Source organism: Nonomuraea sp. NPDC049269 (assembly GCF_043197155.1).
In the GTDB taxonomy this organism is placed as follows: Bacteria; Actinomycetota; Actinomycetes; order Streptosporangiales; family Streptosporangiaceae; genus Nonomuraea.
This window is the reverse complement of sequence record NZ_JBICSO010000002.1, coordinates 956954-974838: the sequence shown is the minus strand read 5'-3', so window position 1 is coordinate 974838 and position 17885 is coordinate 956954. Positions and strand designations below refer to the sequence as shown.

The following is a 17885-nucleotide window of genomic DNA, read 5'->3' as shown; positions in this document are numbered from 1 at the left end:
GAAGGGCATCGAATTGTTCATCGACGTGCCAGGGGGCCGCCTGGCCTACGACTCCGCCGGCGAAGGGCCACTCCTCGTGTGCGTACCCGGTCTGGGCGACACCCGGGACGCCTACCGGTCGCTGCGCCCGGTGCTGGTGGCAGCGGGATACCGGGTGGTGGCGATGGACCTGCGAGGCCACGGGGAGTCGTCGGCGGGCTGGGACGACTACTCCCAGTCCGCGGTAGGGGCCGACATCGTGGCCCTCCTGGAGCACCTGGACGCGCCCGCCGTCGTCCTGCTCGGCAACTCCTACGCCGGAGGTGGCATCATCCGCGCGGCTGCCGACGCCCCCGAGCGGGTCGCCGGGATCGTGCCCATCGACGGATTCATCCGGGCCATCCCGCTCAACCTCGCCGTCCGTGCGCTCATCAGGCTGATCGCCTCGTCCCCGCGGCTGTGGAGCGTGTACTACACCACGGCCCATCCGACCGCCAAGCCCGCCGACCTGGCCGAACACCGCGCCAAACTGGTGGCCATGCTGCGCGACCCGCAGCGGCGCGAGGCGATGCGGCGCATGCTGCTCAACCGCGCTCCGGAAGCCGAACAGGTCATCGCGCAGGTCCGCTGCCCGTCGCTGGTCCTCATGGGAGCCAAGGATCCCGACTTCCCCGACCCGGCGGCGGAGGCGCGGACGCAGGCGTCGCTGCTGCGCGGGCAGGCCGTGGTGATCGACGACGCCGGCCACTACCCGATGTCGGAGTTCCCCGAGCGGACAGCAGAGGCCCTGCTGCCCTTCCTGAAGAACGTCTTCTAACGTCGGCCGGTCCAGGTGGCCAGGAGCTGGAGCGCGGTGTGGGAGGCCGACCCTTCGTCGGCGGCGTGTACCACCAGGGCCAGTCCGGGGTCGTCCGGCAGGCGCAGGGTCTCGTAGGCCAGCTCGAGCTCGCCGACCAGAGGATGCCGGTACAGGTAGCGCCCGTGTCGCTTGTCCTTCACCTGGTGCTCCGCCCACAGCTGACGGAACTCCGCGCTGGCGGCGGACAGCTCTTCGATCAGGGCCGCAGTGGACGGGTCGGCGGGTCGGTGACCGGCGTCCAGCCGCAGGAAGCCGACCAGATCGCGGGCCCGTGCCGGCCAATCGGCGTAGAGCCGGCGCACGCCCTCGTCCAAGAAGTTCAGCCGGGCCAGGTTGCGCCGCTCGGGTGGCAGCGCCCCGAAGTCGGTGATCAGCGCGGCGGCCAACGGGTTCCAGGCCAGCACGGTGGTGTTGCGGTCGACCAGGTAGGCGGGCACGTCGTGGATCGATGACAGCAGGCGGTAGATGCCTGAGCGCGGAGGCCGGCGGTCGGCGGCGCCGGGTGCGGTGGCAGGGTCCGGTCGGGCCAAGCGGTGCAGATGGTCGCGTTCGGCGGCGTCCAGCCGCAGAGCGCGGGCGACCGCGTCCAGGACTTCCGCGGAAAAGTGCAGGCTGCGGCCCTGCTCCAGCCGGACATAGTGGTCGACGCTGACCCCGGCCAGCAGGGCGAGCTCCTCCCTGCGCAACCCCGGGACACGTCTGCGGCCGCCGAATTCTGGTAGGCCAAGCTCTTCGGGCCGCAACCGGGCCCGGCGCGATCGCAGGAATTCACCCAATTCTGCGCGTCTGCCCGATTCCATGTGACCAGTATCCCTACCCGGGCCCCATGCTGCCGTTGCGAGCCTGGTCATGCCGTGCCTAGGCACCGGCGGGCACTGGGTCGTCAGCCGCCGGGAGACAACAGTGGTGTGCGCAGCGCCAGACGCCCCTAACGGTGCCTGGCCACTCGATCTCACAGGGAGCACTGCGACATGAGCACCACTGATGTGCCGACCCGGCCTCTCGGCAGCACCGGCATGGACATCACGCGTCTTGGCTTCGGCTCCTGGGCGGTGTCCGGGTCCGGCTGGCGTTTCGGCTGGGGTGCCACCGACGACGCCGAGTCGATCGCCGCGATCCGCAACGCCGTCGCCTCCGGCGTCAACTGGATCGACACCGCCGCCGTCTACGGACTCGGCCACTCCGAAGAGCTGGTCGGCAAGGCGATCGCCGACCTGCCCGAGGCCGGCTGGCCGTACATCTTCACCAAGGTTGGCCTGGTCTGGGACCCGGACAATCCGTCGGCCGCGCCTCGGCGGATCATGAAGCCGGCCAGCGTGCGCCGCGAGCTTGAAGACTCGCTGCGGCGGCTGGGCATCGACCGCATCGACCTGTACCAGGTGCACTATCCCGACACCGGCGAGTCGCTGGAGTACGCCGGTGGCGGGTTCGGAGCGGTGTCACCCAACGCCACGCCGCTGGAGGAGTACTGGCAGGTCATGGCCGATTTGAAGGCCGAGGGCAAGGTCCGGGCGATCGGGCTGTCCAACCACACGCCCGACCTGCTCGAGGCCGCCGAACAGATCGCCCACGTCGACGCCATCCAACCGCCGTTCTCCGCGATCAACCGCTCCGCTGCCGCGGAGATCGCCTGGGCCCGCGCCCACGACACCGGTGTGATCGTCTACTCACCGCTCCAGTCGGGGCTTCTCACCGGCGCCTTCTCCGCCGAACGAGTGGCGAACCTGCCCGCCGACGACTGGCGCGCGGCCCACGACGACTTCACCACCGGCCTGACCGCCAACCTCCAGCTCGCCGACGCGCTACGCCCCATCGCCGAACGGCATGGCCGCACCTTGGCCGAGGTTGCCATCGCCTGGGCACTGGCCTGGCCCGGCGTTACCGGTGCCATCGTCGGCGCCCGCAAGCCGGAGCAGGTCGGCGGCTGGATCGGAGCGGGCGCCGTGCGGCTGACCCCGGCAGACCTCGAGGAAGTCGCCGCCGCGATCACCGCCACAGGCGCCGGTACCGGCGCCGCCCGTCCGTAACCGCCTGTCATCACGCAGGGAGAGTGAAGGAAATGTCCCTCATCCACCTCACCGAATGCCTGGCCGTGCCAGGGCAGGAAGACCGGCTCCGCACCGCGCTGGAGGCGATGATCGAACCGTCCCTGGACGAACCCGGCTGCCTGGCCTACCGCATCTACACCGACCCCAACCACCCCGCCAGCATGGTGGCAATCGAGGAATGGGCCAGCCCCCAAGCCCTCGTGGAGCACTGCACCTCTCCGCATTTCCGCCATGCCAAGCAGGTTCTGGAGCTGGTCCTGGCCGAGCCGATGACCCTGCGCAGGCTGGTGACCGCCCCCACTTGTTGATACGGGAGGTCTCCGAGGTTGATTTGGAGTAGGGCGATGGCCTCACGGGCCCGTTCTTCCTCGCCCCGGCTGTGCACGTCCACGGCCAGCTCGAGGGCGGCGGTGTGCAGTCGTATGGCCTGGCCGGGATCGCCCATGGTCGCGGCGATCCCGGCCAGGCTGTTGAGCACCTTGGCCCCCGCGCTTGACCTCGCAGGTCTTCGGACGTACGGCATGCGGCCAGAGCTCGATCGAAGTGCTCACGGGCGACGTCATGGCTGCCCTGTACGCGATGCACCCAGCCGAGGTCGGTCAGTGCCCGCCCTTCACCGGTCCGATCCTCGCGGGATCGGGCGGCCCGCAGCGCCTTGCCGTACAGAGCGAGAGCATCGTCGTGGTGGGCGTGGTCGTAGAGGTAGCGATACAGCGTGGTGGCCAGCAGGCCGGTGTGCACCACGTCGCGATCGGCGGCCAGGACGAGGTTGGCTCGCTCGGCGTCCAGCCAGGCCAGCGCCTGCGGGGCGTCACGGAGGGGGACCGGTGAGGACACCGATTCCGCCAGTCGCGGTCGCCGGTGGCGCGCTGCTGGAGCATGTGCGCGTCCAGCAGGTCCTCGGTACGCTCCGCGGGAAGATCGGCGAGCGCGGCGGCCGCATGGGGCTCGATGTCGCGGCCGGGATGCAGCCCGAGCAGCCGGAAGAGCCGCTGCTGGTCGGCGGTGAGTTGCCGATAGGACAGGGTGAACGCGGCCGCCACGCCGCGCTCCGACCTGGCCAGCTCGGTGAGCCTGCGGCGCTCGTCACGCAGGCGTCCGGCGAGGTGGGCCACGACGTCCATCGACAGGGGCTGAGAGCCGTCCAGGTCGGTGAGCCGCTGGCGGCTGGTGATGAGCACCAGGCTGTTCGAAGCGCCCGGAAGCAGGGGCCGGATCTGGGCGGTGTCGGCGGCGTTGTCCAATACCAGCAGCACTCGGCGGCCGGCCAACTCCGCTCGCCACAGCGCTGCCCTTTCGGTCATGGACGCGGGAATGCGCTCGGTCGGCGCACCGAGCTGCCGCAGCAGCATCTCCAGCGCCTGCGCGGGCTCGAGCGGCAGCTGGCCCGCTGTGTGAGCGTGCAGGTCGATGAAGAGCTGACAGCGAAGTTTGAGCCGTCAGCGGGTCTGGCTGTGGGCACGAAGCCTGATCGTGCCTTAGGAGATCGAGATGTCGTGCTCGTCCATGAGCCGTGTCCAGCCCTCTGTGGGGCCGTGACCGTTCTCAGTCATTGAATCGATGAGGTGCTGGACCGGAGTGATGGTGATCAGGCACGCGTGGGAACGTCCTGGATCCTGAGACGCCCGTCGGGCCGAGGCGGCGGCGATCTCGGGACCGACGTGGACGCGGGTGGCTGTGACGGACCTACTCGGGGTCTGGCCCACTTACGGTTGTCGTAGCCAACGCGGGTTCGCTGGACGAGTGAGTCAGGCCTCGCGAACCCGGTGTGCTGGCGACGCCTTCAACGACGGCCTGACATCGCCATGCTTGCGAGTGCGTCGACAGCTTGCTGGAACTGGCGGCGCCATCGTGAGGCGAGCATCGGCTTGGTTAGTCCGATGACTGTGCCGGTGAAGACCTCGGTGTTGCCAATTCGGGTTCCTCCTCCAGTTCGCGCGGTGAAGGTCCACAAATGGCAGGACCGTACGCCGTTGGCGTCACCAGTCCAGGAGGCGCGACGGGCGGGCTCGGCGATGCCGACGGTGACATGGTCGGTGGTGGTCCCGGCGGGAAAACCGAGGCGAAGGGTCTGGTCGAAGGTCGCACCTACTGCGAATCCGGGCGGTCCGGTCCACTCGGTGGCCTGGTGCAACGGCGACCAGGACGGCCAGTTGCTCAGGTCGCTCCAGAGTGTCCAGACGTCGTGCGGGTCGGCTGGGCTGTCGGCTGTTGCGGCGACGATAAGCGTCTTCCAGCCGGGCCGGGTTACGCCTATCCCGTCTAGGCAGAACTGGACATCCTGGCGGGTGGCTAGGTTCTGACTCGCCATGTTCAACTCTCCCTGGGTACATTATCCTGGATTGCGGATATAGAATCTTGGACATGGAGGCGTGAAGTTGTCAACAGATCCAGCAGAGGCGGTCAGTGCGACGTTGGCGGCGAATCTGCGGGCGGGAAGAAGAGAGCGCGGATGGCGCTTGGAAGACCTCGCCTCTCGCAGCGGTGTCAGCCGCGGCATGCTCCAGCAAATCGAAACGGGTCAGACCAATCCTTCTATCGCGACGGTCGCCCGCATCTGCGCCACACTCGGGATCACCATCGGACAGCTTGTCGAGCCGCCGGAAGACCTCGGCCGCGTGACGCCCGCCGCCGACATCGACGTTCGGCGAGCTGGACGCGCCAGCGAGGCGAGGCTGCTCATCAACGATGGGCAAGCGCCTTTCGTCGAGCTATGGGATTTCGTCATCGCGCCGAACGACGAGATCAGCTCGCACGCCCATCCCGTCGGCACTCGCGAGTTGATCCACCTGCATCAGGGAGAACTGGTGGTGGAAGTCGGCGGGGCCACGTTCCACGTCGCGGAAGGCGGGTCCATACGCATCCGAGGCGACCGAGCCCATCTGTACCGAAACCCGACCGCTGAGACGCTTCGACTCACCATGACCGTGGTCTACTCCGGCAACCAGGACCCGCGCTACGCCCGGCCCGCCACCTGACTGCGTCCCGCATGCTGATGTGCTAGCGGCACCGTGGAGGCAGCTCGTTGCATGCGCTGGTTTCCAACGTCAGACACACTCCGCCCTGCGCCGTCTGCCATCGCGATCGGGTCGATCTCTCAAACATCCCCTCACCGGCGTAACCCCGATACGCCGAGCTGTGCGGGCCATCTCCGCAACGCCCACCTTCGTCGACATGCTCGCCGAGCGGCTGGTCGACGTGGCGCGAACGGGCGAGATCCCGCCCATCACTCCGGTTCAGGCCGAATCGGAGATCCGCGCCCTGTGCGCCACCATGGACGGGCTGGAGATCCAGTGGCTCCTCGACCCCACCGTTGACCTCGTCGGCCTCTTCGACCAGTACCTCGACCACACCCTGGATCGCTGGAGGCAGGGGAGGTACGCCAGGTGAGCAACGCCTACGCGCTTCGAGCGGCGACCGGCGGCGCGGGGAACCCGCCGCCCGCTACCAGGACCTATGCCGGCGCCTGGGCGTGGTCCAGTCCATGGGCCGGGTCGGCAGCGCGCTCGACAACGCCGCCGCCGAAGCCTTCAACAGCACCCTCAAAGTCGAGTACGTGCACCGCCACCGGTTCCGCACCAGAGCCGAAGCCCGCCTGAAGATCGCCACCTGGATCGCCGACTTCTACAACATCATGCGACCCGCCTGTTCTGGCACGCATCTGGCACGCGATCAAGCCCGATCCCTGGGAACGGTGAGCATGGAGCGGCGTAGATGGCACGTGAAAACTGACCTTAGGCCGACGGCCGGGCGAAGTCATCGATGGACGCATTCCGCAAGATCAGGCATGCTGGTTTCCCCTGTACGGAGGATCAGATGACGATCGGGTTCACCGAGATTCTGTTCTTGCTGGTGATATGGGCCATTCCGGCTGTGCTGGTGTTCTTCTTTCTTTACTGGGCGATCCGCCTGGCGATCAGACATGAGAAGCGGCGGGTGCCGAGTCCCCAGGAGATCCTGATTCAGGAGCGACGGGAACGCATGGCGGCGGAGCGTGCCGATCACTATCGCGCCAGGCGGCGCCGACCCGAATGAGTAAGCGCCCGAAGGCCTCTTGGCCCAGAGGGTTATTTCAGAAGCCGACGAAGATCCACCACCTGGATTCACATCCTGACCTGGGCCTTCATAAGTGGAGCGGGTGACGGGAATCGAACCCCCGCTGTCAGCTTGGGAAGCCTTTCAAGATCATGACCTCTGAGCAGGGGAAACGCCGACCTGGGCATATGCCGGTCGAGTGACCGTGAGTCTCCGCGACTCCCCGTTGATCGCCGTCCGAACGGGCACGCAGCGGGCACGGCCTGGCGAACGCTGCGGGGACAAGAAGATCTCGGATCCTGTCCGGCGCCTGCTTCGCCGCGATTTCCTACCTCTCGGGCGCCAGGCCAGGGGAGGTGCTCAGCCTGCGCCGCGGCTGCGTCAGCTACGACACCGACACCCGGATGTGGCTCATGCACGGCCGCAAGTGGAAGGGCGCCCGCAACGAGAACGGGATGAAGATCCCCGAGGGACAGGAACGTGAGCACCCATGGGTGATCGCCGAACCGGTCGCCCATGCCGTCGCCGCGTTGGAACGCCTGCACAGCAGCGACCTGCTGTTCCCCGCTGTCGTCTTGCGCAAGGGCCCGTCCGGCAAGGACCGGGCCCGCAACAGCGCCGAGATCAGCGAAACGATGGCCGAGTTCATCGACTGGGTGAACACCTACTGCACCGCCAACGACCGCCGTGACTCCATCCCTGACGACCCTTGCGGATCCATCACGCCGTCCCGGTTCCGACGCACCCTCGCCTGGTTCATCTGTCGACGGCCGCGCGGCCTGGTCGCCTGCGCGCTGCAGTACGGACACCTGCACATGCTGCAGAGCCTTGGCTACAGCGGCACCTACGCCTCCGGATTCCCCGACGAACTGGCCCTGGAGGAATGGCTGACCCGCCTCGAACACCTCGAACAGGCCGAGCAACGCCTTCAAGCGGGCGAGCACGTCAGCGGACCCGCCGCCGACAACTACCGCAGCCGCGTCGTCGGTGGTCCGGCCCGGTTCGCGGGCCGGGTAATCCGCAGTGGCCGCCAAGCCAAGGCCGTCCTGGCCAACCCAGCCCTGCAGATCTATCCAGGAAAGGGTATGACCTGCGTCTTCGACCCCACCCAAGCCCTCTGCCAGATGCGCGGCACCGACACCGGCGACGACCGACGCACCCCGGACCTGGACGACTGCCGCCCCGGCTGCCGCAACATCGCACGCACCGACCAGGACATGGCCACCGTGCACCAGCACGCCACCGATCTGCGAGCCATCGTCGATGATCCGCTCAGCCCCCCGATCCGCCACGATCGCGAGCGCAGACAACTCGACCGGCTGGAGAAGATCATCACTGAGCACGGGACGAGCGTGACCGACGATGAGGTGATCGGCCATGACGAAGGCTGAACCGGACGAGAAGCTGCTGAAGGACCTGCGCGGTGCTGCCGACCGGTTGATCGCCGGGACGGCGCTGAGGTCATCGGGAAAACTGACGGTCTCCGACCTGGCGGCCGAGGCGGGTATCAAGCGCTGGGTCCTCACCCACAAGCATCCCGAGTTGATGCACGCCTTCCAAGCCGAGTTCAAGACCTTGGGCCAAGTGTCGGCGCCCGTCCAAACTGGAGAAGGACCTGACCAAAGTTCGCCAGGACAAGCGACGACTCAAGGAACTCGTCGACACCTACGCCGCTGTCATCACCGAACTCACCGACGAGCTCATCCAGGCCCAGCAGCAGCGAGACGAGGCCCTGGCCGAACTCGCCCGGCGGCACCACGACGCCGTCGCGGTCCTCGCCGACCACCGGCCGACCCGCCGCGCCAACGACACCTTCACCCGCTAATGGGCGCGCCCACCGCCGCGGGTAGGTGTGTTGATACATCCGTGCGTGGTTGATCATCTCCAGAGGAAAATACGACACAAGGTGTCAGGTTTTTGGTCGAGCATGGTTTCACCGGTCGGCGTCAATGGCGGACGCGAACCGGGCCTACAGATAGATGCGGATAGATAAGGACCTCAATGCGCGAAACGCCAGAAGATCTCAAAGAGCTCCAAGGCCTCCTCGACTCCTCCCTCTCCCGCTCCACCTCACACCTCCAGTCGATCATCACCGAACGCACCCTGACCGCGGAGCAGCTCACCCAGGTCCTCACTGGCATGTGCACCCTCGCCCTGTCAACTGTGACGGCAAAGGGCGAGCCGCGGATCAGCGGCGTGGACGGGCATTTCCTGCGCGGCAAGTGGCACTTCGGCACGGCGCGTAGCGCCGCCAAGGCCCGCCATCTCGCCGCCCGGCCGGCCGCCAGCGTCGCGCACATGCGCGGAGAGGACTTGGGTGTGTTTACGCATGGCACGGTGGAGATCCTCAATCCCCAAGACGGTGAGTCTGCCGCGGACTGGCCAGACCTGCTGGCCTACTTCAAAGACTTCTACGGCAGCACCGCCTTCGACTGGGACAACGATGTGGTCTTCTACCGACTGCGCCCGCACTGGATGACCGTCTACGCCCCCGACGTCGACAAGCTCACCGCCAAGTGACCCCAGGCCCTGAAACAGGCCTAGTGCCACGTCAGGCAACGTTTGCCCTGTCCGCTACCGGCACCTCGGGGCGATGTCCCCCGTCGATATGTCCGCGCGTTCGGGGGCACGGCCAGCGCGGCCAACGCGACCCCGAGCCGTCGTTCCGTCGCGAGGGAGCGGCCAACGTGCCAGGATGCACCACGTCAAGCCGTAACTCGCGTGGGCCGGTATCGCAGGGCGACCGCCCCCGACCGGAACTCATGGCGGTCCACGGGCTCAAGCTGGATGCGCTCGCGCAGACCGGCGAGCAACGTCGGCCCGTGTCCGGCAAGGACCGGCTGCACAAGGAACTCGTACTCGTCGATCAGTCCCAGATCTGCCAACGCCAGGGGGAGCGTCACGCCACCCACCCACAGGCCCTCGCCTGACTCCTGCTTGAGCCGCTGAACCGCTTGCCCCAAGTCGCCTCGCACCAGCTCGGCATTCCAATCGACCCCGCTCAGCGTGCTCGACACGACGTACTTCTTCGCCCGGTCGATGGTCTCGGCGAACGGGATCTGCCACTCATCCATCCAGTCAGGCCACGTGTCCGTGGCCGGCTTCCGCCACGCCGACTCCATCATCTCGTAGGTCACCCGGCCGAATAGCAGGGCATCGGCTCGCTCCATCTCAGCGGTCCAGTAGCGCATCGACTCCTCGTCCGGGGGGAGCCCTGCCTCGTGATGGCAGCAGCCGTCGAGCGTGACGTTGATCGAGTATCGAAGTGGTCTCATCTCGTTGCTCTCCCTTGATGCGCGCAGCGCGTTTTCACCGGACCGTACTTAGACGACTGTCGGCGCCATTTCTCATCGGCGCCCGATTCCACCTACTCAACACCGTCGTGATGCGAACTTTGACGCCGTCGTGATGCGAACCAGACCGCAGACCGAGCGCACGACCAATTCGGCGCTCGGGGCGTTCAGGTTCGCAACGGGACGGCGCCCATAACGCTCGACTTCGATGCACGGTGCCACGTCACCTACCGTCGGCTCAGGGTCTACGACGAACGTCGCAAACGTTGCCTGACGCGGCACTAGGTATCTCCTCCGAGCCCTGGGACTGCGATCCCGTGCCCTGATGGGCTCCAAGACGACTATGAAAGATCAAATTGCAACAGACCCGAACCGGGTAGGGAACGATGCCGGGCATGCCGATGAGGATGAGTCCGATCCCCGTGCGGTCGTGGTGGTCGCGGAGCTGTTCCAGCGCGGCGGTCTTCAGCCGGTCCGCTTCGTCGACGATGAGAAGTTCGGCACCGCTGGGGCACGGGCTGCTCGGGCCGGGTGCGCGGTCGCCGGCCGGTCTGGAGCATGAGTTCGACGGTCCAGCCGAGCCTGTCGCACAGGTAGGAGATCTCTTTGTCGAGGTTTTGGGGGGTGCTGTGGACCTTGGGGGTGTACATGACGGCGCGGGCGGCCAGGACCTCGTGGACGTCGGCGTCGGTGTCCTGGGAGCCGGTGGCTCGGGTGCCGGCCAGGTGCGGGGCGAGTTGGTCCCATCGGGTGTAGCTGCGGGCGGATTCGGTCTTGCCGACGCCGGGGGCGCCGAAGCACAGGCCGACGTAGCGTTTGCGGCGGACGGCGTCGGCGAATTCCAGGAACCGGCGGTGTTCTTTGGTCGCCATGATCGGTGTGGCGGCGGGCGGGCCGCTGTCGGTGGTGTTGGCGGCCGCGGTGGGGTCGGGCGGGGCTGGTCGATCGCTGGCGTACGTCAGGCCGCCAGCGGGTACTGGCAGTCGGGTGGATAAAGGGTCGGGGAGGTCTGCTGGGTCCGGTTCGGCCGTGTTCTCGTCTGGGTCTGAGGGCTGCTCCACGCCTGGGTGTTTGTCCGGGCGGGGAGCAGCTCACTCATTCCAGTAGCGTTTGAGTCGCGGAGCGTCACCTGGGGTAGGGTTGGCGCCGTCCTGCTCAGGGGCCTGGCGGACGACGGAGCCGGTTTCGGGCCGCTCGTGTGGCCGGTGGCAGCGGGGTCGGCCGCGGTGCTTTCGTCGGGAGTCGTCCAGGTGCGCAGGGCGGGGGCCGGGTAGGCGGCGGGCAGGGGTTCGCTGTGGGCGGCCAGGAGGGCGTCGACGACCGCGGTGCGGGTGGTGAGCTGGCCGCGCAGGTGTTTGCGGCGGGCGTTGCGAGCGGCGGTGATCGTTTTGAGGCTGACCGTCTCTTCGGCCAGGTCGGGGCAGATGGCCCGGCACAGGAACTTCTCCCCGTCCAGGGTGCGCAGGTAGACGCGGATCTCGGTGATGTCGCGGGGGTCGTAGCGGATGGTGACGTCCTCGCGGACGTAGTCGGCCAGGACCGGGTCGATGAACCGCAGCGCCAGGAAATGGATCCCGTCGGTGTGGACCTTGCGGGGTTTGGCGACCGTCGATAGCAGCAGGTCGAGTTGTTCGAGCGAGTCGGGCATGCGCGGGATGAACGCGCCCGCCTCCCAGCGTGTCTGGGGCGGTGTCCTGGTTTCGGAGTGCGGCCGCAGGTTGTACACCTCGCGGATGAACCGGCCGATCGCGGCGTCGAGTCGGGCAGGGTCAGGGTGGCCTGGCCGGCCCGGTCGGGGGTGCCGACGGGTGCGTAGCCGGGCAGGTGCGCCAGGCACATCTGGTTGAAGGTCTCCAGGACCCGTTCGATCTTGCCGTGGCCGTGCGGCTGTCCCTTCTTGGTGAACACTGGACGGACTTTCAGGTCGGCCATCACCTGCTCCAGGTGTGCGGAGGTGAAGTCCGAGCCGTGGTCGAGATGGAACACCTCGGGGATGCCGCACACATGCCAGCCGGGTTCGCTCTTGCGCCAGATCGCGTGCCGGAACGCCAGCGCGGTCGTGAGTGCCGAGGGTGCCTCCAGGTTGAGCGCGTACCCGGCGATCGCGCGGGAGTGGTCGTCCTCGATCAACGTCAGCCACGGCCGCGCCGGCTTGGCGGAGGCGTCGATCACCCAGATGTCCAGCTCGGTGTGGTCGGCCTGCCAGATCTGGTTCGGCTTGGACGCTTCACGGCGATGCACCAGGTCATACACCTCCCGGTACCTTTTCGTACCCTCCAGCGCGAGGGTCACCAACGCGGGGTCGAGGTTCCTGACGACCTCGTAGATCGTGGTGTATCCCGGGACCGGCCAGCCGCGGGCGGCGGCGACGCTGGCTGCCTGCCGGTGGATCGCCGCGACGCTCGGCTTGGGCGGGCGCCAGCGCGAGGCCTTCGATGAAGACGACCAGCTCGTCGGGGATCTTGCGGCGGCCACGGTCCGAACGCCGCGCACGAGCCAGACCGGCCAGGCCGTCGGCCTGGTAGTCCGCGCGCCAGCGCCGCAGCGTCCGTTCAGGGACGCCACAGCGAGCCGCGAGCGTTGCCAGCGGCACGCCGTCCTCCACATGCGGGCGGAGAAGCCGCCACCGCTCCATCGCCTGCTGGCGGCGAAGCTCCGTCAGGCCGCTCAGCGGACCCCCACGACCGTCCTGCCCGCCGGATTCACCGGCCGGGCCGACCGGACCGCCCGTCTCATCCGCCGCCACGAACACCAGAATCCCCCTGCCAGCGATCGTCTGCCACCGCTGCTCGCCCCCTATTTCGTGCCTCGGGATGCGCTGGTCGAGCGCTGCGTCGTCGCCGGCCGGCCGATCGCTTGCAGATCGCTCAAGTAGGGGCGCCGGTAATAGACGCGTGGCAGGGCCCCGCGATCTCCAAGGTCGGGGGCCCTGGTGGGGGTATCACCAAACGCAGACGGAAGTGTGTAAAGACCGCTGCCGGGAGGCGCACGATGTTCACCATCGCACACTGTGCCGCGCTCGCCTGCACCCCCCGCCGACCCGCATGTCCCGCGGTGTGAGGTGCGGGCTCACCGCCCGGGCGATGGTGAGCTGAGTGCATGAGGTTGGTGAAGGCGGCATTGGTCAGCGGGGGTTGAAGGTTTGCCGGTAGCGGTTCGGGGAGGTGTAGACGTGCTTGGCGAAGTGTTGTCGGAGGTTCATTGAAGTGCCGAAGCCGCATCGCCGAGCGACCTCTTCCACGGAGAGATCTGAGGTTTCGAGGATTTCCTGGGCCAGGTGGATCCGCTGCAGGAGTAGCCATCGCTGCGGAGTCGTCCCGGTCTGTTCGCGGAATCTGCGGTTGAGGGTGCGCTGGCTGACGGCAGCGTGGCCAGCCATGTCGGCCAGCGTGATCGGTTCGGAGAGGTGATCGCGGATCCAGCGCATCGTCGGTTCGAGCGAGCCGTGGTCTGGGCCTGGTTGGGGATGGATGATGAACTGGGCTTGCCCGCCGTCGCGTTGAGGTGCGATGACGGTGTGCCGGGCTACTTCGGCCGCGATGGCCGACCCGAAGTCGGTGCGGACCATGTGCAGGCACAGGTCCAGCCCAGTGGCGGCACCGGCCGAGGTGAGCACGTCGCCTTCGTCGACGAACAAGACGTCAGGATCCACGTTGACGTCCGGGTAGCGCTCAGCGAGCTGGGCCGCGCTGCTCCAATGGGTCGTGGCTGATCGGCCGTTGAGCAGGCCGGCTGCCGCCAGTATGACCGCTCCGCTGCAAATCGAGGCGATCCGCACACCCTGGTCGTGCGCGTCCCGCAGGCATTGGATCACCGCCCGTGTCGGTTCCCGGTCCTCGTTGCTGCCAGGGACGACGATCGTGTCAGCGGTGTGCACCACGTCGAGCAGATGCGGGGCTGTCATCTGGAACAACTCCACACCTCCGGCACCGGTCACCGTCAGAGTGCGCCGTTCGCCGCAGATCAAGGTTTCATACAGCGGCTCGCCGAACAGGGCGCCTGGGGCTTTGTCCAGCGAGTGGGCGAGGCCGAACACCTGAAGGGGGATCGCCAGGTCGAGGCTGTCGACACCATCGACCGCCAGGACCGCCACTCGATGCATGGCCAGAAACTATCGACCATCGGCATTCTTGTCACTGGTTCACCGACCAGCGCCGCTGAACGATAGAGGAATGCTGCTGCTTCAGGCCGCCGTATCTCTCGTCGTCTTGTTCCTCCTGGTACTGAACGGCTGGCTCGCTCATCAGTTGCTCGACCCCAGCCGATCGCCGAGGCCCGGTGCGACGACGACCCACCGACCCCATCTTCGAGCCGCACCGGCAATCAGCTGGCATCGCCGTCACCGCCGGCGTGCCGCAACGAACGCGCCGTACCGGCTCCGGGCCTGACCGGAGATCAGTCGCCCCCAGCTCGACGACCAAAGCGGCACACGGCCCCTGTACCCGTGGAGGACTAATTCCTTGACTCCCACACCCACTGTCCGGCACCGACAGGACACCAAAGTGAGTCTCCTGGCCATGCTCAAAGGACTGACCGGCGGATACGACGCCAGCGCCATGGCCGGCGCGCTACTACTGGTCACGGACCATTTCAGGCTCACCACGACTCAGCAGGGCTCGCTGTACGCCGCTACGGCGACTGGATGGATCGTCGGCGCGCTGCTGGGCAGCAAGCTCGTCAACACACTCGGCCGTCGGGCAACCCTGATCTGGCTGGCGCTGCTGTACGTGGCAGCCACCGCCCTTACCGTGACGTCGGAAACCCTGGTGTGGTTGGACTCAAGCCGCTTCGTGCAGGGCACCATGATGGGCGTAGCCATCGTGGCGATGCCCATCTTCATCGCTGAATCGGCCTCGACGCGCGCTCGCGGACGCATCGCGGTCCTGTACCAGGTGGCGACCTCGCTCGGATGTGCGATGGGCTACCTCTGCGGCTACCTCCTCGCGGGCGGCGGGCAGTGGCGTCTGATGCTCGTCATTCCCGGCGTCCTCGCCCTCGCCAGCACCGCGCCGCTGATACGGCTGCCCGAGACCGACCGCTGGCGTCAACTCCAGCAGGATCGCAGGGCCGACTCGACGGCCGGGGCCTCGCGCCGGCTGGGTGTCCTGCGCACCATGCTCAGCTCCCGATACCGGGCGCTGACGCTCTTCGTTGTCACGCTGGGCTTCTTCGTGCAGGCTACGGGCGTCAACGCGATAGTGTTCTTCAGCCCCCGGATCTTCCAGCGCATGGGCTATACCGATAGCTTCGGGCTGCTGGTTCTGCCTGGTTTCGTCCAACTGGCGGGCGCTGCCGCGGCGTTCGTCTGCGCACTGACGATCGACCGGTTCGGCAGACGGCTCGTTCTGCTCACCGGCACCGCCCTCATGGGCCTGGGCCATGCGCTGATGGTGCTCATGTTCGCCACCGACTCTCCCGAGGTGGTGGGTTTCCTCGGCCTCATTGTCTTCATCATTGGTTTCAACTCCGGTTTCGGAGCGGTCGTGTGGATCTTTGCTGCCGAAGGCTTCCCAGACCACCTTCGTGGCGCCGGAGCGTCGGTGATGCTGCTGACGAACCTCACGACGAACCTGTTCATCGCCCAGTTCTTCCTCGACCTGCTCAACGCCGTCGGCGGCATGCTGACCTTTCTCATCCTCCTGACCATCACCACCCTGGCCTGGCTCTTCGTGCACTTCCTGGCACCGGAGACCAAGGGCCGCTCCCTGGACGAAGTCCAGTCCTACTGGGAAGGCGGCAGGCGTTGGCCTGCCACCGGCGACATGCCCGACGCCCGCATACGACCATCGACGCGGGCCTGAACCGCCGACACCGCTGTCCTACCGCCGCTCCAAGGGGGCCGAGTTCATCAGCGGACGTGCGCCAGGCCCCGTGAAGAGGCCGAGCAGCAGATCGCACACGCGAACGCGCTGGCCAGGGACACCGCGGCTCAGGCCAAGGCGGACGTGCACCAGGCCCGCGAGGAGGCCGACCGGATCCAGCGGCAAGCGAACGCCGACGGTCACCAGGCTCAGGCCGACGCCGCGGCGGACCGCGCCGTAGCCGAACAGGCCAAGACGGTGGCCGCCGACACAATCCGCACCACCCAGGACCAGGCCGCCCGCGACCTCCGGGCCGCACAGGTTGCGCAGGCCCGCGCCGAGCAGGGCCAGGCGGACGCCCGCCAGGCGCTCGAACGCGCCGCCTGTGAGGGCCTGGCGGTCGAGCTCACCGGAACCCGGGATGAGCTGTAGGAGCAGCGCGCGGTCCGGGAAGGGCAGCTCATGGAGTTGCGTGCCGAGCTGGAGCAGTTGCGCACCGAACGCCACGGCGGCGGACGGAGGGCAAAGCGTTTCCATGGTTTCGCGGACGCCACCGCCTCTCGGCACGCGGAGTCAGCTGAGCGCGTGCGGGATGCGGTCGAGCACGGGGCTGCTGGCCAGGCCGTAGGAGTAGAAGTCGATGGCTTGCGCGCCGGCCGCCTGGGCGCCGCGCACCTTGGCGGTCAGCCGGTCGGCCGAGTCGCTGTCGGGGTAGCCGGGGCGCAGCACCGCCCGCACCTCCCGGTCCTTGCCCACCGAACGCAGGTAGGCGCCTACGTCGTCGGCCACCCGGGCGGCGTCGCGCGCGTAGGCGAGTACGGCGAAGGAGGGCACGAGGTCGCTCAGCGCGACCGGGTCGACGCCGAGCTGCCAGGCGTCGTGCGCGGCCAGCACTGGTGAGGGCAGGCCGTCCCGGTAGCCCTTCACCGCGCCCGTCGGGTCGACGAAGACCAGCTTGGAACCCTCGCTCGCCACCGCGTCCGCCACCTGCGAGACCAGCGAGGTCACGGTCTCGCAGCGGGCGCGCGCGTAGTCGACGACGTCGGGCCCCGCGTAGGCGGTCAGAGCGGCCCTGGTCACCTCGCCCTCGGCCGGCGGGTCGCCGTCGAGGACGCCGCCGACGATCCGCGCGCACTCCTCGCGCGCCATGTCGACGTTGACGCCGAGATCGGACGCGCGCGCCATGCAGAAGTTGCAGAAGCACAAGGCCATCAGGTAGGCGTCCATAGGCCCGAGCGGTACCAACGACCGCTCCGGCTTGAGCGGCCGGTAGTGCAGTCCCTCGGCGACAACGCTGTCCACCCCGAGCCTGGCCACCGACCTGGCCAGGGCCACAGCGTACTGCCGCACATCGGGGTGGGCCGGGCACAGGTCGGTCGGGTAGCCGCGGTCACCGAAGCAGTTGCGCACGATCACGTCGGGATGCTGGGCGCCGAGCGTGCCGTTGCGCAGGAACACCGTCCGGCCGTGCAGCTTCAGCCCGCGCGCGCGGCAGGCGTCAAGCAGGCCGTCGAAGGCGTCGGTGTAACCGGCCGGCGGCACCAGCCGAAGCCCGGCGAACAGGTCGTCAGGCAGGTCGAAGTGTGCCCCGTCGTGCCGCAGGGTCAGCCTGGACCGCCCGTGCGGGGTGATGTCGCTGGACCCGTGATGGACGGCGCCGACCGTGATCCCGGCCACGCCGTATCCCCGCACACGGTCGAGCACCTTCTCGACGCCCTCACCGTGCAGATCCTCGACGAGAACGTAGAGCGAACTATCCACGCTCTGACCTTATGTGCTCCTATGGGCGACGAGTCGATCTCCACAAGGATGCCGAACAGGTTGGAGCCCACCGTGGTCCATTCATCACCGGGATGGCGGTAACGGACGT

Annotated in this window: 20 protein-coding genes and 2 pseudogenes; 10 read left to right on the top strand and 12 right to left on the bottom strand. The window is 67.8% G+C overall.

The window, feature by feature from the left end; all coding sequences use genetic code 11:
- Positions 1–13 precede the first annotated feature (13 nt).
- Positions 14–796: an alpha/beta hydrolase gene (locus tag ACGFNP_RS14480; RefSeq protein ID WP_358337268.1), complete on the top strand. Its 783-nt coding sequence runs from the start codon at positions 14–16 to the stop codon at positions 794–796.
- Here the strand turns inward: ACGFNP_RS14480 and ACGFNP_RS14475 are convergent.
- Positions 793–1638 carry a helix-turn-helix domain-containing protein gene (locus ACGFNP_RS14475; RefSeq protein WP_393318480.1) on the bottom strand — a complete coding sequence of 282 codons (846 nt, stop codon included), beginning with the start codon at positions 1636–1638 and terminating at the stop codon, positions 793–795. The two genes, ACGFNP_RS14480 and ACGFNP_RS14475, sit on opposite strands and share 4 nt — an antisense overlap.
- Before the next feature lie 171 nt (positions 1639–1809).
- On the opposite strand from ACGFNP_RS14475, the gene ACGFNP_RS14470 reads away from it, so the two are divergent.
- Complete coding sequence (locus tag ACGFNP_RS14470) at positions 1810–2865, top strand: aldo/keto reductase (protein WP_393318477.1); 1056 nt, start codon at positions 1810–1812, stop codon at positions 2863–2865.
- 32 nt (positions 2866–2897) lie between these two features.
- Complete coding sequence (locus tag ACGFNP_RS14465; protein ID WP_358337277.1) at positions 2898–3194, top strand: putative quinol monooxygenase; 297 nt, start codon at positions 2898–2900, stop codon at positions 3192–3194.
- A gap of 268 nt (positions 3195–3462) precedes the next feature.
- Here ACGFNP_RS14465 and ACGFNP_RS14460 read toward each other — a convergent pair.
- Positions 3463–3627, bottom strand: a pseudogene (locus ACGFNP_RS14460) (hypothetical protein); the annotation flags it as partial.
- Between the two features lie 1042 nt (positions 3628–4669).
- Positions 4670–5197 (bottom strand): SRPBCC family protein, encoded by a 528-nt coding sequence (locus ACGFNP_RS14455; protein ID WP_358337280.1) that lies wholly within the window; start codon positions 5195–5197, stop codon positions 4670–4672.
- Between the two features lie 61 nt (positions 5198–5258).
- On the opposite strand from ACGFNP_RS14455, the gene ACGFNP_RS14450 reads away from it, so the two are divergent.
- The 5 genes from ACGFNP_RS14450 (at position 5259) to ACGFNP_RS14430 (ending at position 8312) form a co-directional block, all read left to right on the top strand.
- A complete protein-coding gene (locus tag ACGFNP_RS14450; RefSeq protein WP_393318473.1) occupies positions 5259–5864 on the top strand; it encodes a helix-turn-helix domain-containing protein in 606 nt (201 codons plus the stop codon).
- 160 nt (positions 5865–6024) lie between these two features.
- Positions 6025–6276, top strand: coding sequence for a hypothetical protein (locus ACGFNP_RS14445; protein ID WP_358337286.1), 252 nt, complete (start codon positions 6025–6027; stop codon positions 6274–6276).
- Positions 6277–6358: 82 nt separating this feature from the next.
- A complete protein-coding gene (locus ACGFNP_RS14440) occupies positions 6359–6706 on the top strand; it encodes an integrase core domain-containing protein (RefSeq protein ID WP_358337289.1) in 348 nt (115 codons plus the stop codon).
- A complete protein-coding gene (locus ACGFNP_RS14435; RefSeq protein WP_358337292.1) occupies positions 6703–6921 on the top strand; it encodes a hypothetical protein in 219 nt (72 codons plus the stop codon). Before ACGFNP_RS14440 ends, ACGFNP_RS14435 begins: the two co-directional genes overlap by 4 nt.
- Positions 6922–7277: 356 nt before the next feature.
- Positions 7278–8312 (top strand): hypothetical protein, encoded by a 1035-nt coding sequence (locus ACGFNP_RS14430; RefSeq protein ID WP_358337294.1) that lies wholly within the window; start codon positions 7278–7280, stop codon positions 8310–8312.
- Between the two features lie 176 nt (positions 8313–8488).
- On the opposite strand, the gene ACGFNP_RS14425 is transcribed toward ACGFNP_RS14430, so the two are convergent.
- Positions 8489–8803, bottom strand: coding sequence for a hypothetical protein (locus ACGFNP_RS14425; protein ID WP_393318468.1), 315 nt, complete (start codon positions 8801–8803; stop codon positions 8489–8491).
- A 119-nt stretch (positions 8804–8922) separates the two neighbouring features.
- On the opposite strand from ACGFNP_RS14425, the gene ACGFNP_RS14420 reads away from it, so the two are divergent.
- Entirely contained in the window at positions 8923–9441 is a 519-nt protein-coding gene (locus tag ACGFNP_RS14420) for a pyridoxamine 5'-phosphate oxidase family protein (protein WP_393318465.1), read from the top strand.
- Between the two features lie 185 nt (positions 9442–9626).
- Here the strand turns inward: ACGFNP_RS14420 and ACGFNP_RS14415 are convergent, their stop codons facing one another.
- From ACGFNP_RS14415 to ACGFNP_RS14390, 6 genes and pseudogenes are all read right to left on the bottom strand, one after another.
- Positions 9627–10196, bottom strand: a complete 570-nt coding sequence (locus ACGFNP_RS14415) for a dihydrofolate reductase family protein (RefSeq protein WP_138716294.1) — start codon at positions 10194–10196, stop codon at positions 9627–9629.
- 256 nt (positions 10197–10452) lie between these two features.
- The gene (locus ACGFNP_RS14410; protein ID WP_393319672.1) at positions 10453–10668 is read right to left on the bottom strand and encodes a hypothetical protein; all 216 of its coding nucleotides are present in this window, start codon (positions 10666–10668) and stop codon (positions 10453–10455) included.
- Between the two features lie 504 nt (positions 10669–11172).
- The gene (locus ACGFNP_RS14405; protein ID WP_393318462.1) at positions 11173–11940 is read right to left on the bottom strand and encodes a Mu transposase C-terminal domain-containing protein; all 768 of its coding nucleotides are present in this window, start codon (positions 11938–11940) and stop codon (positions 11173–11175) included.
- Positions 11941–12158: 218 nt separating this feature from the next.
- Positions 12159–12386 (bottom strand): annotated as a pseudogene (locus ACGFNP_RS14400) (transposase); the annotation flags it as partial.
- A gap of 73 nt (positions 12387–12459) precedes the next feature.
- Positions 12460–12849 carry a helix-turn-helix domain-containing protein gene (locus tag ACGFNP_RS14395; RefSeq protein WP_393319669.1) on the bottom strand — a complete coding sequence of 130 codons (390 nt, stop codon included), beginning with the start codon at positions 12847–12849 and terminating at the stop codon, positions 12460–12462.
- A gap of 489 nt (positions 12850–13338) precedes the next feature.
- The gene (locus tag ACGFNP_RS14390; protein WP_358337311.1) at positions 13339–14316 is read right to left on the bottom strand and encodes a helix-turn-helix domain-containing protein; all 978 of its coding nucleotides are present in this window, start codon (positions 14314–14316) and stop codon (positions 13339–13341) included.
- Positions 14317–14731: 415 nt separating this feature from the next.
- Between ACGFNP_RS14390 and ACGFNP_RS14385 the strand changes: the two genes are divergently transcribed.
- Positions 14732–16015, top strand: a complete 1284-nt coding sequence (locus ACGFNP_RS14385) for an MFS transporter (protein ID WP_393318458.1) — start codon at positions 14732–14734, stop codon at positions 16013–16015.
- An 18-nt stretch (positions 16016–16033) separates the two neighbouring features.
- On the opposite strand, the gene ACGFNP_RS14380 is transcribed toward ACGFNP_RS14385, so the two are convergent.
- Complete coding sequence (locus ACGFNP_RS14380; protein WP_393318455.1) at positions 16034–16552, bottom strand: hypothetical protein; 519 nt, start codon at positions 16550–16552, stop codon at positions 16034–16036.
- Positions 16553–16588: 36 nt separating this feature from the next.
- A complete protein-coding gene (locus ACGFNP_RS14375) occupies positions 16589–17776 on the bottom strand; it encodes a hypothetical protein (protein WP_393318452.1) in 1188 nt (395 codons plus the stop codon).
- Between the last annotated feature and the right edge of the window lie 109 nt (positions 17777–17885).